At 45.1% G+C, this 16641-nt stretch carries 14 protein-coding genes; 5 read left to right on the top strand and 9 right to left on the bottom strand.

The window, feature by feature from the left end:
- Nucleotides 1–35: 35 nt before the first annotated feature.
- The 5 genes from ACQY1Y_RS06015 to ACQY1Y_RS05995 form a co-directional block, all read right to left on the bottom strand.
- Nucleotides 36–611: a Uma2 family endonuclease gene (locus ACQY1Y_RS06015; RefSeq protein ID WP_430014178.1), complete on the bottom strand. Its 576-nt coding sequence runs from the start codon at nucleotides 609–611 to the stop codon at nucleotides 36–38.
- A gap of 212 nt (nucleotides 612–823) precedes the next feature.
- Entirely contained in the window at nucleotides 824–1420 is a 597-nt protein-coding gene (locus ACQY1Y_RS06010; RefSeq protein ID WP_002746508.1) for a GUN4 domain-containing protein, read from the bottom strand.
- 77 nt (nucleotides 1421–1497) lie between these two features.
- Nucleotides 1498–1743 carry a CopG family transcriptional regulator gene (locus ACQY1Y_RS06005; protein WP_004162257.1) on the bottom strand — a complete coding sequence of 82 codons (246 nt, stop codon included), beginning with the start codon at nucleotides 1741–1743 and terminating at the stop codon, nucleotides 1498–1500.
- A 115-nt stretch (nucleotides 1744–1858) separates the two neighbouring features.
- Nucleotides 1859–3790, bottom strand: a complete 1932-nt coding sequence (locus ACQY1Y_RS06000; RefSeq protein WP_430014177.1) for a transglycosylase domain-containing protein — start codon at nucleotides 3788–3790, stop codon at nucleotides 1859–1861.
- 171 nt (nucleotides 3791–3961) lie between these two features.
- Nucleotides 3962–4447, bottom strand: a complete 486-nt coding sequence (locus ACQY1Y_RS05995) for a pentapeptide repeat-containing protein (RefSeq protein ID WP_002734112.1) — start codon at nucleotides 4445–4447, stop codon at nucleotides 3962–3964.
- 214 nt (nucleotides 4448–4661) lie between these two features.
- On the opposite strand from ACQY1Y_RS05995, the gene ACQY1Y_RS05990 reads away from it, so the two are divergent.
- Nucleotides 4662–5426 carry a YebC/PmpR family DNA-binding transcriptional regulator gene (locus ACQY1Y_RS05990; RefSeq protein ID WP_430014176.1) on the top strand — a complete coding sequence of 255 codons (765 nt, stop codon included), beginning with the start codon at nucleotides 4662–4664 and terminating at the stop codon, nucleotides 5424–5426.
- 112 nt (nucleotides 5427–5538) lie between these two features.
- Here the strand turns inward: ACQY1Y_RS05990 and ACQY1Y_RS05985 are convergent, their stop codons facing one another.
- Nucleotides 5539–6720 (bottom strand): RtcB family protein, encoded by a 1182-nt coding sequence (locus ACQY1Y_RS05985; RefSeq protein WP_430014175.1) that lies wholly within the window; start codon nucleotides 6718–6720, stop codon nucleotides 5539–5541.
- A 361-nt stretch (nucleotides 6721–7081) separates the two neighbouring features.
- Between ACQY1Y_RS05985 and dnaK the strand changes: the two genes are divergently transcribed.
- The 3 genes from dnaK (at nucleotide 7082) to ACQY1Y_RS05970 (ending at nucleotide 11840) form a co-directional block, all read left to right on the top strand.
- Nucleotides 7082–8986 (top strand): molecular chaperone DnaK, encoded by a 1905-nt coding sequence (dnaK, locus tag ACQY1Y_RS05980; protein ID WP_002750478.1) that lies wholly within the window; start codon nucleotides 7082–7084, stop codon nucleotides 8984–8986.
- A 138-nt stretch (nucleotides 8987–9124) separates the two neighbouring features.
- Nucleotides 9125–10333: a sodium/glutamate symporter gene (gene gltS, locus ACQY1Y_RS05975; RefSeq protein ID WP_002777651.1), complete on the top strand. Its 1209-nt coding sequence runs from the start codon at nucleotides 9125–9127 to the stop codon at nucleotides 10331–10333.
- A gap of 235 nt (nucleotides 10334–10568) precedes the next feature.
- Nucleotides 10569–11840, top strand: a complete 1272-nt coding sequence (locus ACQY1Y_RS05970; protein ID WP_430014174.1) for an esterase-like activity of phytase family protein — start codon at nucleotides 10569–10571, stop codon at nucleotides 11838–11840.
- 362 nt (nucleotides 11841–12202) lie between these two features.
- On the opposite strand, the gene ACQY1Y_RS05965 is transcribed toward ACQY1Y_RS05970, so the two are convergent.
- The 3 genes from ACQY1Y_RS05965 to ACQY1Y_RS05955 form a co-directional block, all read right to left on the bottom strand.
- Nucleotides 12203–13165 (bottom strand): protochlorophyllide reductase, encoded by a 963-nt coding sequence (locus ACQY1Y_RS05965; RefSeq protein ID WP_002750483.1) that lies wholly within the window; start codon nucleotides 13163–13165, stop codon nucleotides 12203–12205.
- A gap of 265 nt (nucleotides 13166–13430) precedes the next feature.
- Nucleotides 13431–14432: a CsgG/HfaB family protein gene (locus tag ACQY1Y_RS05960; RefSeq protein WP_430014173.1), complete on the bottom strand. Its 1002-nt coding sequence runs from the start codon at nucleotides 14430–14432 to the stop codon at nucleotides 13431–13433.
- Nucleotides 14433–14504: 72 nt separating this feature from the next.
- On the bottom strand, nucleotides 14505–15488 hold the full coding sequence (locus ACQY1Y_RS05955; RefSeq protein WP_002732817.1) for a succinate dehydrogenase/fumarate reductase iron-sulfur subunit: 984 nt from the start codon (nucleotides 15486–15488) through the stop codon (nucleotides 14505–14507).
- 532 nt (nucleotides 15489–16020) lie between these two features.
- Here ACQY1Y_RS05955 and ACQY1Y_RS05950 point away from each other — a divergent pair.
- The gene (locus tag ACQY1Y_RS05950) at nucleotides 16021–16407 is read left to right on the top strand and encodes an AbrB family transcriptional regulator (protein ID WP_002734386.1); all 387 of its coding nucleotides are present in this window, start codon (nucleotides 16021–16023) and stop codon (nucleotides 16405–16407) included.
- Nucleotides 16408–16641: the final 234 nt, after the last annotated feature.

Genomic DNA, 16641 nt, shown 5'->3' with positions numbered 1-16641 from the left:
CGACCAAGTTAGTCCTCGTGCTTCTCCCCCGACTTTTACTTACTTTGTCTAGCTTGACTAACTTTTAGCCATGCAAAGATTTGTTGTGGAGTCAGTGTCAACTGAACCCCTGCAATTACCTTAAGCTGGTGATCCCCTCTGCAAACTTCCGGCTCCTGTTGGGGAGTAAACATTAAAACAGAATAATCATCTGGATCAAGCATCCATCCTAATTTACTGCCATGTTTTAAACAATGTAAAATGTTGTCAATTACACGGTTTACCTTTTGATCCGGTGAAAGAATTTCGATAGTCCAATCAGGTGCTTCCCTAAAGTCGTCCTCTGGTTCACCTGCTTGATTGAGGTTAATTCGATTCCATGCAATTACGGCAACATCAGGAACGATCGAACGCCCGCCGAAGGTACATCGCAACTCAGGTAAGGCTGTATAATCAACAGTGTGGCTGTCAACCGCATCTAAAAGACGTTTTTGCAGGATAGAGTGTCGAGTCTTAGGCATGGGTTTCTGAATTGCGACTCCATGCAAGTATTCCCATGCTGGAGAATCCTCCAAATATGGCAATTTGAGGAAATCTTCAAGGGTGAGACTCTCAGTCAAGGAAGTCGTCATCGTTTCAAGCAAAGGTTTTTTTGTGACTTTATTATAAATGAACTTTATCTGGGTTGCTTACCGACGATTCAGGTATATTTGAGGAGAATTTGCCCTCTCAATCAAATGGGTCGATTTCTTAACTATTCTAACTGACCAGTATCACTGGAAATGCCCACAAAGATCACAAAATTGGCCAATTGTCAATAGCATTTGAGATGCTCTCACCTTGGTTATGGCGCTTCCCACTCTTTCTTTTCTAGACACTCTGCAATTCGATATGTGTTTGCAATTCCTCCTATTTTTCCATGAGATCCTAATATTGGTAAATGGCCATATGGAGCATTCAGAGAAAAGTTAGGATCTTTTCCTTTTTTCCATCCCACTGCACTGCGAAACCTATGGTAAGCCTCTGAATTCTCATCAGTTAAATAGGGTTCACCGCCTTCACTTTTCCATATTTTTTGCTGAGTATCAAAGCCAAATCTGCCTTGACTTGCTTTTGACCACAAATCTTCAATAATCAACAAATCTTTGCAAGGAAATTCTTTCATAGTTTTTGTATCTATAAATCCTTCTCCTTCTCTATTGACCGTTTGCAACATTAGTCTTAGAGTCTCTCTATTAGCGTCCTCCCACCTATTTTCTTTAAGCAGTTTACGAAGACATGAATAATAAGCATCTCTGTTTGACGAAAATCCCTCCATAGGTTTACAAGTTACAAAGTGGCGATCATAGAAAAAATAGACAAAACCCATAATTGTAGCCAAAGCTGATAGAAAAGCTACAATTTCGATAGTAGTATGAATACCTAACTTTTTCCCAGACATACAGTCTCTCAGCTAGTCAAACGGTTGAACTCACCCGCCTTGTCAAAGTCTAGCAGAAAGTCGGGTGCAGTGATATGTCAGACAGTCGGCAGCCGGTCATAGGCTTCTGGCTCAACATCGGGAACTTTTGTTAAGATTGCCTGATACTTTTCTCGACTTCCCTTTTTGGACCTTTCTATTAGGTAATTTTCTGTCATCAACGCTGAAAGTTTCTCAGCGATCGCAGTAGAGATAAATTGATCGATCGAAATTCCATCACGAGCCGCTAGATCATCTAAACTTTTCTGTAATGAGTCGGGAATTTGAACTTGGATGGTACTCATGGTAACTTGCCTATTAATCGTAGGAAACCTGAAGGCTCAAAGCGTGGGTTTCATTTTTAACCTAGCCACCTTTACTCGATCGATAAATTACGATCAAACCAATTAGATTAACCATCTACTTAACTGTTGGTTTGCGAAATTTGGAAGGAGAAGGAAAATATTCTACCCGTTCATTTTTCAGAGCTTGTGCCATGAAATCGCGCCAAATGGGAGCGGCAAAACCACCGCCGGTGATACCTTTACCTAAAGTGCGGTTTCGGTCATCTCCAATCCACACTGCGGTGGCTAATTGGGGAACATAACCGACAAACCAGACATTTTTCTCGTTATCGGTAGTACCGGTTTTTCCCGCTGCCGGACGACCGATTTGGGCCGAGGTTGCTGTTCCTCCCTGAATAACTCCCTGTAGGACAGAATTGAGGGAAGCGGTGGCCCAGGGGTCTAAAACTAGCTTCGGTTTGGGTGTATTATCGAGCATGACGTTACCACGGCTATCAGTAACACGCATGATAAAGGTCGGCTCGGAATGCCAGCCATTACTGGCAAAAGTAGCGTAAGCTCCCGCCATTTCCAGAGGAGTCACATCCACGGATCCCAAAGGTAAAGAGGTCACGGCAATTAAAGGACTCTCGAAACCCAGCAGACGACAGACTTCAATGACTTTATTCAACCCGACGCGACGACCGAGAACAACCGAGGGAATATTCAGAGACTGCATCAGAGCGCTACGCAGGGAAACCGGACCAGAAAAGCCGCCACCGTAGTTTTTTGGGCTATAGAAGCCGCCGCCCTCGCGAAAACGGATGGGAGCATCATTAACCACGGTTTCGGGGGTAAAACGACCACTAGCGAAGGCAGTATAATAGACGAAAGGTTTAAAAGCTGACCCCGGTTGACGACGGGATTGAATAGCTCGGTTTAATTGACTTTTATTGTAATCAACGCCACCGACGAGCGCCTTGACGAAATGGGTGCGGGGATCCACCGCAACTAGAGAAATTTGTAGGTCTTTGGTGCGAATACCGCGACCACGCAAGCCATTATAGGCCCGTTGAATGGTGGACTCGGCCATGTTTTGAAAGTCAAGATCGATCGTGGTTTGAATCCGCATTCCCCCTTTAGTTAGGGTTTCTTTGCCAAATTTTTGCCGCAATTCTGCCACCACTGCATCGGTAACGTAGGGTAATTTACTTTCTTGCCAAGCGGTGGGTTTACCCAGTTTCAGAGGTTCCTTGAAAGCGGCCTCTTCCTGTGCGGGGGTAATCCAACCTAAGCTACGCATCCGACTGAGAACCAGTGCCTGTCTTTCCTTGGCGGTTTTATAATTATTAAAAGGACTATAAACTTCCGGTGCTTGGATTAATCCGGCCATCATCGCCGATTCTGCTAAATTTAACTCGGAGGCGGGTTTATTAAAATAACTTTTAGCGGCGGTTTGGACTCCATAATTATTATGGCCCCAATAGATATTATTGAGGTACATTTCCAGAATGTCATTTTTGCTAAAAACCTGTTCTACTCGTATTGCTAGGACTGCTTCAGCTAATTTACGGCTAACGGTGCGCTGATGGGAAAGAAAGATATTTTTGACTAACTGCATGGTAAGGGTAGATGCACCTTCCACCACACCGCCACTTTTCCAGTTAGCGATCACTGCCCGACCGATACTATTAGGATTAATACCACGATGGTGATAAAAATGGCTATCTTCGATCGCCATCACGGCGCGTTTTAGATTGGGAGAAATTTGATCAAGTTCCACCACTTCCCGATGCGCTTCCCCGTGTAAGCTGGTCAGGGGTCTGCCTTTAACATCATAGATATAACTGGTTTCCGTGGGGACATAGCCCTGTAAAATCCTCACATCGGGTAGATTGCGGTAACTGATCGCTAATCCTACCACAGCCCCCGTCACCACGGCCGTGGATACCATCAACAGGCCGAGAGCGGTTCCCCCTGCGACTCTAGAGACTCCCTGAAGAAAGCTATCGGGGGAACTACTGGACTGCTGCTCTTTGTCTTGATTGCCGAGGGTACTGGTGGACACAATGGTTACAATTTCCTTTTTCCAAGAGGGGACTGATCGATCGAACTGGCTTGAAAGTCTATTCTATAGGTTTTGTTAAAAAATCGAATACTAGCTTACAGCAATTATGGCCGATCTGGCTCTAGATTCGATCGGTCATGACAGCGCGATTAGAGGCAGCATAGTTAGATGTCAGGGACAAAACAGGGTATCGCGGGTATTTCTGCCAGTTATGGGGTTAGTTCCTGTGGCTATCTCACAAAGATACTTTTCCACATCGGAGCGAATAATTGCATCGGTAAAATCGGCTCCGTCGATAATTGCACCTTTGATTAAAATGTTAGTGGCAAAAGCTCCTTCGAGAACGGCATTGGTAAAGTTGGCTCTGGTTAAACGGGCCGATTCTAAATCCACATTTCTCATATTGGCATCGCTAAAGTCGGCCCCCTCCAAGTTGGCAGAAAAAAAGCGTACTCCTTCCAGATTGGCATGACTGAAGTTACTACCGCGCAGATTAGAGTGATCGAAGGTGGAATCGCGCAAATCCTGCCCCCCAAAGTCATTATCGGTCAAATTGCGGTTATTGTAACTTAGCGCTTGGGCCGGAGCTAAGGAGAATAATAATACTAATATACTAGCAAACAAGATTAGTAGAGTTTTTCGAGAAAATTGCGCCATATTGCCACCTGATCAATCAACCTTTTCTATAATAAGCTGTACTGGATTTAAACCGCCTATCGGGAATTGTAGTACAAATGCTCGAACTGGCCGCCCCTCTATAGTTTCTCAACACGATTTATTATCATTACCCGGCACTCGTTGACAATTATCCCCAGATTTACCAAGAGCGATCGATCTGCTAGATTTTTGATGTTGGATATCTTAGATAGATATGGCTGGTCATAGTAAATGGGCAAATATTAAACGACAAAAAGCCCGGGTTGATGCCAAAAAAGGGCAAACTTTCACCCAGTTATCCCGGGCCATTATCGTGGCTACCCGTAACGGTGTTCCCGATCCGGCGGGCAATTTTCAGCTACGCACGGCGATCGAAAAAGCCAAGGCGGCCGGTATTCCTAATGACAATATCGAAAGAGCGATCGCTAAAGGGGCGGGAACTTGGGAAAATGACTCGGCTTTTGAGGAAATTCGCTACGAGGGTTATGGTCCGGGGGGTGTGGCGATCCTGATCGAAGCACTGACCGATAATCGCAATCGCACGGCTGCGGATCTGCGGGCGGCTTTTAGCAAAAATGGCGGTAATTTAGGTGAAACGGGCTGTGTGGGCTGGATGTTTGACCATAAGGGGGTAATTCGCCTTGAGGGAACTATTGATGAGGATAAGCTTTTAGAAGCTTCCCTAGAGGGCCAGGCCCAATCCTACGAGTTTTTTGACAGTGAGGAGGAAGGTCAAGGAGCAGAAGTGTTTACTGAGGTGTCTAACCTGGAGAGATTGAATAAGGTTCTGCAAGCAGCGGGATTTAAGGTCAAAGAAGCAGAATTACGCTGGATTCCCACTAATACCCTAGAAGTGAGCGATCGAGACCAGGCCCGTTTTTTATTGAAGTTAATCGACACCCTAGAATCCCTCGATGATGTGCAATCGGTGACAGCTAATTTTGATTTAGTCGAGGAATTGATGTTACTGGATATGTGATCCTAAATTCCCGGACTGCTCACTGATTCTAGGCCCAATCAAGAAATAATCTGTCCCCAAAATCGCGTAAAAATTCGGGTTCCGTAAAAATCGATCGCTCTGGCCATGATTTTTAACCTTTGACACACAGCACCTGCTTGAGAGTGGCGACAATTTCCACTAGATCTGCCTGTTGATTCATCACCTGTTGGATCGGTTTATAAGCTCCCGGAATCTCATCAATAACGCCCTCATCCTTGCGGCATTCAACCCCTTGGGTTTGGGCGATTAAATCATCAAGAGTAAAGGTTTTTTTAGCCAGATTTCTCGACATCAAGCGCCCGGCCCCGTGGGAACAGGAACAGAAGCTATTATGTTCTCCTTTACCTTTAACAATATAAGATTGCGCTCCCATGGAACCGGGGATAATGCCATAATCGGTTTCTCTAGCGCGGACGGCTCCTTTGCGGGTGACATAAACCTCCTCCCCAAAATGAATTTCTTTTTCGGCATAATTGTGATGACAATTAACTACTAAGAGGGGTTTAGTTGGTTTGCCTCCCGCTAGATGTTTTTCAACAATCCGTTTAAATCTAGCCATCATAATTTCCCGATTATAACGGGCATATTCCTGGGTCCATTGTAGGTCATGCCAGTAGGCGGTAAATTCTTCTGTACCGGCGACAAAGTAGGCCAAATCGAGGTCGGGTAATTTACATTCTGCTAGTTTGGCTAACTCTTTGGCAGTATCAATATGACATTGGGCCAGTTGATTACCAATACCTCTAGAACCGGAATGGAGCATTAACCAAACTTGATTGTCTGTATCTAAACAAATTTCGATAAAGTGATTACCACCCCCCAGAGAACCCATTTGTTTAAGGGCTTTTTTCTCTAGGTTTTGTACACCTCGATGAATCTGTTTAAATTCCCCCCATTTTGACCATTTAGTCACTTCCCGATCCACTTCTTTATTTTCCGCAAAACCGACGGGAATATTCGCCTCTATATCGAGGCGAATTTTTTTAAGTTTTCCCTGCAATTGTTCACCAGTAAAAGGCATTTTTAGGGCAGCCATGCCGCAACCGATATCGACTCCGACGGCGGCGGGAATTACGGCATCTTTGGTGGCAATCACCGAACCGACTAAAGCACCTTTACCCAAGTGAACATCCGGCATTAAAGAAATGTGTTTATAAACAAAAGGTAGGGAGGCAACATTTTTGGCCATTTGGGTTTCTTGGGGTTCCAATTCATGGCCCGCCCAAGATAAAATCGGTGTCGGGGTAGAAAGTTCCAGAGTTTCGTAAGCCATAGTTTTTATGAAATAATCAGATAAAAGGCGGATGCAACTAAGACAATAAGGCAATTGAGATTCTGCGATGAATTAGATAAATTGTGATCGGCGATCGTGTTTTAACACAGAGGATAAGCTGTTGACTATCTAAATTACCCGCTCAGACTACCCCCTGGGAAAATTTTTGACTTTCACCGCAGGTTTACCGACTACTGCAATACTACCAAAAAGGTTCGGATACCTACACTATCGAGAAAGCGGGGTTATTTTGCACTATAGAGATAACAAAGGAACTGATAGGGGTGGGTATCGCCTAAAAACCGAGTACAGTTCCGATTCTAGAAGTCACTATAATTTGTATCGGAGCAGCACAAAGATTATGGGAAAAGTAGTTGGAATTGACTTAGGGACGACTAACTCCTGCGTCGCGGTTATGGAAGGGGGTAAACCCACCGTTATCGCCAACGCCGAAGGGTTTAGAACCACGCCCTCAGTCGTCGCCTACGCCAAAAGTGGCGATCGCCTAGTAGGACAAATCGCCAAACGTCAAGCGGTAATGAACCCGCAAAATACTTTTTATTCCGTCAAACGCTTCATCGGCAGGAAATTCAACGAAGTTACTAACGAAGCCACAGAAGTATCCTACAAAACTCTCCAGGACGGCAACGGCAACGTTAAATTAGACTGTCCCGCCCAGGGCAAACAATTCGCCCCCGAAGAAATTTCCGCCCAGGTACTGCGGAAACTGGTGGAAGATGCCAGTAAATACCTCGGCGAAACCGTTACCCAAGCAGTCATCACCGTACCCGCTTATTTTAACGACTCCCAACGTCAAGCCACCAAAGATGCCGGGAGAATTGCTGGGGTTGAAGTTCTCCGCATTATCAACGAACCCACCGCCGCCTCTCTTGCCTACGGATTAGACAAAAAAGCTAACGAAACCATTCTCGTTTTTGACTTGGGTGGAGGAACCTTTGACGTATCGGTTCTAGAAGTGGGTGATGGTGTCTTTGAAGTTCTCGCTACCTCTGGAGATACTCATCTCGGTGGTGATGACTTCGATAAAAAAATCGTTGATTATCTAGCCGGAGAATTCAAAAAAGTTGAAGGAATAGATCTCCGTCAAGATAAACAAGCCCTGCAACGTCTCACAGAAGCGGCAGAAAAAGCCAAAATTGAGCTTTCTAGCGTTACCCAAGCGGAAATTAACCTGCCCTTCATCACCGCTACCGCCGAAGGACCAAAACACCTAGATACTACCCTAACTAGAGCTAAATTTGAAGAAATTTGCGCCGATTTAATTGATCGCTGTCGGATTCCCGTCGAAAATGCCATCCGTGATGCCAAAATCGATAAATCTGCCCTCGATGAAGTGGTTCTCGTCGGTGGTTCAACCCGGATTCCCGCCGTCCAGGAATTAGTTAAAAAAGTTCTGGGCAAGGATCCTAACCAAAGCGTTAACCCCGATGAGGTGGTAGCCGTCGGCGCTGCCATTCAAGGTGGTGTTCTCGCCGGTGAAGTCAAAGATATTCTTCTGCTTGATGTTTCGCCCCTGTCTTTGGGTGTGGAAACCCTCGGCGGTGTGATGACGCGGATTATTACCCGCAACACCACTATCCCCACCAAAAAATCGGAAGTTTTCTCCACGGCAGTGGATGGACAAACTAACGTGGAAATCCACGTCCTGCAAGGGGAACGGGAAATGGCCAAAGATAACAAGAGTTTGGGAACTTTCCGACTCGATGGCATCCCTCCCGCGCCTCGTGGTGTGCCTCAAATCGAAGTGGTTTTCGACATCGATGCTAACGGTATTCTCAATGTCACCGCTAAGGATAAAGGTACAGGAAAAGAACAATCGATCAGCATCACCGGCGCTTCTACCCTGCCCCAAAATGAAGTGGAACGCATGGTTAATGAGGCAGAATCGAACGCCTCGGTGGATAAGGAACGTCGCGAACGCATTGAACGCAAAAATCAAGCTGATTCCTTGGTTTATCAAGCTGAGAAGCAGTTGGAAGAGTTAGGCGATAAGGTTCCTCCATCTGAGAAAAATAAAGCCCAAGGGTTGATTAAAGATCTGAAGGAAGCGATCGCTCAAGACGATGATGGTAAGATCAAAACCATCCTACCGGAATTACAACAAGCCCTCTACGCGATCGGTAGTAGTATGTATCAGCAAGGAGCCCCTAGCAATCCCCCCGGTGGCAATAATGACAATGGCCCCTCTGGTGGTGCTGGTGGTGGCGATGATGTCATCGATGCGGAATTCTCCGACGCTAAATAAAAATTAAGTTCTTAGCTTCGGGAAGGACACAAGTTAACTTGTGTCCTTTTTTCCTTGCGGCTTTCTTAAAGATAAGGCTGTCACCGAAAATTAGGACTAAACTTAAGTGAACCATCTTGGAGGACTAAGATTAAGAAAATGGAAATTTACCAATTTAGCCAACGCCAGACAATTATTATGGCTATTCTAGTCCTCTATCTCGGTAAGTATTTAACCAAAAATATCAAATTTCTGCAAGATTATAACATTCCTGATGCCGTTGCTGGTGGTGTCTTGGCTTCCTTGTTTTTAGGTCTATTTTTTGCTGTTTTTAAATGGCAAATTGAATTTACCCTTAATGTTCGGGATGCCCTGTTAATCGTTTTTTTTACTACTATCGGGCTGTCCTCAAAACTAAAAACCCTGCTGCAAGGGGGTAAACCCTTGCTAATTTTATTAATAACCGCCGTGGTTTATCTCATTCTACAAAATTTAGCTGGGTTAGGAGTGGCAAAAGTGATGGGATTAGATTTACCCATCGGTTTGATTGCTGGTTCCGTTTCTTTGAGTGGGGGTCACGGGACTGCCATTGCTTGGGCTTCTATTTTTCGTGATAATTATGGCATCGCCAAAGCATCAGAAATCGGTGTAGCTAGTGCTACTTTTGGGCTAGTTTTAGGGGGAATTATTGGCGGACCGGTGGCTAAATGGTTAATTACTAGAAATCGACTGCGAGCCAATAATCAAGATCAAGATTTAACGGTGGGAATTAAACAAAGCCAGAGGAATGTCAATATCGATTACAATACAATGCTCCATTCAATCTTAGTGATTGGTTTAACTATCGGTTTAGGTAATCAGATTAACTACTGGGTGACTCCCCTTGGTTTAAAATTACCGGATTTTGTCACCTGTTTATTGGCAGGAATTATCCTGACTAATACCGTACCTTTGGTGTTGAAACGCTTTCCTTGGCCCGCTAATACGCCCTCTTTAGCCTTAATTTCTGATGTTAGTCTCGGTTTATTCCTATCTATGTCCTTGATGAGTTTACAATTATGGACATTGATCGATTTGGCCGGACCGATTGCTATCCTGTTATTAGTGCAGTTCTCACTCAGTATTATTTATACTGTTTTACTGGTCTTTCCCTTAATGGGAAAAAACTATCATGCTTCAGTAGTTTGCGCCGGTTATTTGGGTTTAACTCTAGGGGCAACTCCCACAGCGATTGCCAATATGACAGCGGTGACGGAACATTTTGGGGCTTCTCCCCAAGCATTTATTATTGTTCCTTTGGTGGGGGCATTTTTTATTGATTTGTTTAATGCTTTTATCATCCAGCAATTTTTGAATTTTCTGACTTAAAAATTTTTATCGATCAAGTAATTATGGCTCTTATGGATGTATTCACTCATTTTTCTATTATACCCTGCGAGCGGCGGGGAATTAGACCCGAAGAGATTAAAGCATATCTAAATATTTTTGGGTTAAAAGTTAAACTTCAGGCTCCTATTTAGTACGAGTTTACTAAGCGACTAATTTTCCCAAAAAAATTAGTTAACACATTATTGTAACATATAATTAATTTGCAAGAGTTCTAATGTTTTTTTGGATAGAAATCATGAAATCCCCCTCTCGTTTTTTCATCGGGATCGCCGGAACCATAACGGTCGGTTTCCTCGCTACCTCGTCGGTTCAAGCTTCGCCTTTAAATTTACAATTTCTCGGTCAATCGATTGTTCCCACGGGGTTTATTCCCTCAGGCCCAGCGGGAACCGTGAACGGTGTCTCCGTTCCGGTCGGGGGATTATCGGGCATTACCTACGATCCGGCGGGTAATAACTTTTACATCATCTCGGACGATCGCTCTCAGAACGGCCCGGCGCGTTTCTACACCGCAACGATCAATCCGACTCTATTTAATGTTAATGGGACGAATAGCGGCGTTACCTTTACCGGTGTTACCCCACTTTTACAGACTAACGGGCAAACTTTCCCCGCGCTGAGTCTCGATCCAGAAGGGATCGCGCTCGTGGGTTCTAATCTGTATATTTCCTCCGAAGGGGAGGTCTCTAACAATCAGATTCTCAATCCCTTTGTCAATCGATTCGCGCTGGCCAACGGTCAACAGAACGATACTTTACCGATTCCAAACCAGTTTATCCCCGCGCCGAACTCGATTCCCACCACAAGCGGGGTTCGCAATAATCTGGCTCTAGAAAGTCTGACCACCACCCCAGATCAGCGATTCCTGTTCACGGCCTCCGAGAACGCGCTTGTGCAGGATGGGCCGGCTGCGACGCCAACGAACGGTTCTCCCTCACGGATATTGCAGTACGATCTCGCTAATGGACAGCCGATCGCTCAATTCCTCTACAATACCGATCCAATCGCCCTTCCCCCGACTATTCCAAGCCCAGTCGATGTCAACGGACTCGTCGATTTACTGGCACTTGATAATAGTGGCAAACGCTTTCTCTCCCTAGAACGTTCTTTCTCCATAACGACGGGAACACCAGGGAATACGGGCTATACTGTGAAAATCTACGAGGTTTCCCTGGAGGGGGCCACCGATATTAGTGCCTTTCCCAGTATTAATGGGGTTTCGGGTATCGTGGCCGCCCAGAAAACCCTATTATTCGATTTGACCTTGTTAAATATCCCCATCGATAACGTGGAGGGGATTACCTTCGGCCCCTATTTACCGAACGGCAAGCGCTCAATAATTCTCGTCAGCGACAATAACTTTACCCAGTTCCAATTTACTCAATTTCTCGCCTTTAGCGTCGAAACTGTACCCGAACCCTCAACCCTAGCAGGATTGCTGGTGATCGGTTGCGTTGTTATTCTAGTCAAAAAACGGGAAAGCTAAACAAAATCTGGCAACAGCATAGAGATCAGGCTATCTTTGGGGTTGCCGAGCGTTTCGTCAATTGGACAATGGCTCTTCTAGGTTCTGTGTGATAAGTTTAACTTACATAGGATCGATCAATCTTTGTGTTCTTTGTGTCTTTGTGGTTAGTCTAGCCCCTCGCTAGGAGGAATGTATCTTAGAATACATTTTACCCACCAAATCCAAGAGAGCCTAATACCAAATCGGTTTTTGATAATATCATTAACTGCCAATCAAACTTTAAAAACCCAGTTATGGACTGTTTCTCCCTGTCCCAGCGCTCCCCGTTTCCACAAGGACACAAGTTAACTTGTGTCCTTTTTTAGGTTCAAAATCGGAATTTAAGCTAATCCGACTAATTTAGCGCTGTATTCCCACATTTTTTCGCCTCTTTCCTCGTCGCGAGCTTGAGGAGAAACCCTTTGTACAAAAGATTTACCCTCTTTTTTCTGACGGTTGCCCCAACTCCAGTAAGCACCAGATTGACGGTATTGGGGGTCAGCCACCACCATGGCCACTCTTTCCCCAGCTAATTCTTGGGAAACATAGCCACCAGTGATATTTTTCTGGAACCAGGGGAAAAACTGCTGGAAAAAGGGGTAATGATTGCGGAAAAGGGGTGTATCGGCCACACAACCCGGATAGAGGGAAGTAAAAGTGATTCCGGTCGATTCGTGATAGCGTTTGTGCAGTTCCCGCATGGTGAGAACATTACACACCTTACTATCTTTGTAGGCTTTGACCGATTCAAATTTTTTGCCGTCGGCCATAGTAATCGGCTCTTTGAAACCCTTGGCAAACCCTTCCAAATCGCCCAAATCGGGACGAGGAGGAATTTTACCGCCTAATTCATCGGGATTATGGGTGACAGTGCCGAGAATGACTAAACGGCGGTCGGGAGAAGGGGAATTTTTTAGATCTTCCAAGAGCAAATTCGAGAGCAGGAAATGACCTAAATGATTGGTGGCCATGCTCAATTCATAACCGTCGGGACTTCTTAAGGGTTCTTTGAGCAAAGGCAGATAGATAGCGGCATTGCAGACTAAAGCGGTTAGAGAGCGGCCCAAGGCCCGGAAATTTTTAACGAAGCGCCGGACGCTATCGAGGGAACCGAGGTCGATAAATTCAATACAGTAGTTATCCCGGGGAATGTTCAATTCCTTGGCAGCCTGTTCCATTTTCGGGATATCCCGACAGGCCATAACCACAAACCAACCTCTTTGAGCAAGGGATTTAGCGGCGTAGAGACCGACTCCAGAAGTTGTCCCAGTAATGATCACCGTGGGTTTTTGATCTTGTACCATTTTTTGATAGTTTTCGTTAATCGCTCTGGTCTAGGGAATATCCAAGGGATTCCAATCATAAATTTTATCGGTTGTCTTACCTGACCCCCAGGTTCGCTTTACATAACTTCAAATTTTCCTGAGTGTTCACTTATCAGTGATCAGTTATCAGTGATCAGTTATCAGTGATCAGACTTGAGTTTTAAGTTTACCGATCTTCCCACTTCCTCACTTCCCCACTTCCTCACTTCCCCACTTCCCCACTTCCCCAATTCATAATTCATAACTAACGAATCGGTTTAGCTAAATCACCGATTTTAAAACCATTACCGGTAATGATACGACCGACGCTAGATTGACCATCAGCTTCGACAATTTCGAGAGTGCCAATCGGTTGAGTAATCTGACGGATCACCTTACCCGTTTGCGGATCCTTGACCGTTTGGGTCGTCCGTTCGATGGAAATGCGTAAACCGACACGATAGCCTTCTCCCGTACCTTTATTGAGAATTACCTGATTTCCCGCCACGGCAGCCACTAAAGCGGTGACAGTCGGGAGCGAGCGAGGTGTAGCGGCGATTTGGTCGGCTTTATCATTGAGATTATCCACCACCTGCGCCACTGCCTTATCGGTGGCAATACTGAGTAATTTCCCTTCGTTGGAGGTTTGGGAACCACCCCCAACCCCTAAAACCACGGTTGAACCATCGGATTGATTGGCACTACCATCTCCCTGAGCGGTGGTAATAATTTCGGCCGTGGTGGTATTAATTGCCCGGACATTTAACTTGACAAAAGCATCGGTTTCTGTCTTGGCAGTGCTAAAAATAATAAACGAGCCACCGGATTGTTTTTTTTGTAAATCGAATTGGGTAATCGAACCGATAATCACCACATCTACCCCTAAAATTTGCCCGATTTGAGCAGCGGTAGCGGCATCTACCCGTCCCGAAGCCCCAAAATTTTGTTCTCTGAGGACAGCATCAATGCGACTGCGCTCAATGACTGTATAGCGACCACTTTCTACCAATTTATTGACGAGAATATCACTGACACCACTGGCCCCACCATTGAAAAATGTTAACCACTGGGGATTACTGAGACCGCTATAATCGAAGTCTAAAACCGCTACTCGCACCTTTTCGCTTTTTTGGGCTAAGAGTAATGGTAAATTGTTAGAGGTAGCTTGGGAGAAAGCTGGTGCGTTGAAGCTAAAACCCAAACTAGAAGCGACTCCCACAAGGGTGATTAGGGCAGAAAAACCACGGATACTATCTCGATCGAACATGATAAGGGGTTCTCCAGTCAAATAGAATATAGATCATAATCATCTCAGAATTACTCTAACCATCGAGAGTGATCAAGAGGAAGAATTTTGAATGGCAGTAATTAAACCTCTCACTTCCTCGGTTCCCTCGGAAGCTTCAAAGGAAGTGGGAAATTTACCCTTAGCAATCATCCGCAATCCCAAGGGGGCAATACTTAATAAACCCTGTAAATCGCGCCAATAATTGCCCAGCACATAGAGGCCGAATTTGCGTTCATCAACCCATCCCCCTGCTTTGACTAATTCCACTAAAACTTTCCGGTGACGAATGGGACGACTACTATCGTCCGACTTGCGAGCGAGTATTTCCTGTTTAATTTTACCGATTTGATCCATGGGGGCCACTTCCATGGGACAAACCGCATTACAGAAATAGCAACGCGTACACCCCCAAACCCCGGCGGTGCCTTGATTATAAAGTTCTAGGCGACCTTCTTGATTACCATCGCGGGAATCTGCTAGGGTGCGCTGCGCTTTTGCTAAAGCGTGGGGACCGACAAAATCAGGATTCACTTGCTTGGCATTACATTCCGAATAACAGGCCCCGCACATAATGCAGTTACCCATCTGATTGAGATTGGCTCTTTCTTCTGGAGTTTGCAGAAATTCTCGTTCGGGAATGGTGCGTGCTTGACTACTAATATAAGGTTCAACCTTTTCTAAATCGTCCCAAAACGGTTGCATATTGACGATTAAATCCCGGATAATTGGTAAATTACCCAGAGGGGCGATCGTGATTTCGGGAATTTCTCCGGCATCTTTTTGGCTACAATGGTTTAATTCACTGGCGATATTTTTTTGACAAGCCAAGGCCGAACGACCGTTAATTTTCATCGCACAGCTGCCACAAATTGTATTGCGGCAATTTTTACGAAAGGCCAAAGTTCCATCAAGTTCCCATTTGATGCGATTAAGGCAGTCGAGAATTGTATTTCCCGCCTCCACCTCTAGGGTAAAATTTTCTAGGTAGGGGGTGTCGTTGGGTCGTTGACGCAGAATTTTAAAAGAAACTTCCATACTCGGCACGGGGATGAGGGACTCCTAATACTCAGGATAATCGATGTTAACGGGCCAAGGGGGAGCTAGTAATGGTAATTAATCCTTAAGATTTTCCCCGGTCGGTTGAGCCAAGGGGTGGGTATCTAGGTCTAATGATAGATGGGGAAGTCGCTCGAAAACAGTTTAATCCCCCCGGATTTACTGCTCTGGGTCATTAGTTTTTTGCCAACTCCAACCACAAGTATAGTTTCTCAATTCCTTGCTAAGTATAGCTTAAACGGTTTTATGTCCTCACTTTCTCCCCCCTGTTTTCCCCGCACCCGACCAAAAATTGCCAGAGTCTTGGCCAAAAATTTCCTCTCCCCCACAAGGTTTATACTTACTACCTAGTCCGGGGTCTTCTTAGCACGATTGTCATCACCGAACCATCAGTTTTAAAAAATTTATTATTCCCCTCTAGACATTTTTGACAAGATTTTTGGTATGATCAATTTGTCAGTGTAAACTTAATTGACAGTCAGTCAAAAATCAAGGAACATTAAAAAGTACCATGAGTGACATCTCTCCTACTCCCCTAACCGGGAAAGCTCTACTACAAAAAGTCAAAGAGTTATCCCACTTACCCCGTCGCGAAACGGCAAAACGTTGTGGTTACTACTCTCAAAGTAAAGATGGCCAGGTTCGGGTCAATTTAACCGACTTTTACGATGCTGTTTTAGGTGCAAAAGGGGTTCCTCTCGATCCCGAAGGCACTAAAGATGGCCGCGGCCGCGAACCCACTTTCCGGGTTAGTGTCCATAAAAATGGTCAAATCGTCATCGGTTCCACCTATACCGAACAAATGAACTTGCAGCCCGGCGATGAGTTTGAAATCAAACTTGGCTACAAGCACATCCACCTCAAACAAACGGAATCAGAAGAACCGGTAGAAGCTTAAATAGGTTACGGAGTAGGGATAAGGACAAAAAAAATCGGCAGTCAAAAGGGCTAGTTTTGACAAGACCGACTAAGAAGACAATATAGATTCTTACCCCTAATTCTAACCCCTGACCGCCTCTTTTATCAACTTGAGGGGTTTTCCTTAAGCACTTTTTCTTCTTTTTCGCAACCCCCTAGGGATGGATTTTTGTTGGAGCTAGGCTTTACCAGAGCAGAGTTCCACAGTTATCCT

This window comes from Microcystis ichthyoblabe FBCC-A1114 (genome assembly GCF_050500245.1).
GTDB lineage: Bacteria > Cyanobacteriota > Cyanobacteriia > Cyanobacteriales > Microcystaceae > Microcystis > Microcystis ichthyoblabe_A.
The sequence above is the reverse complement of the archived record's forward strand: the minus strand, read 5'-3'. Positions and strand labels throughout refer to the sequence as shown.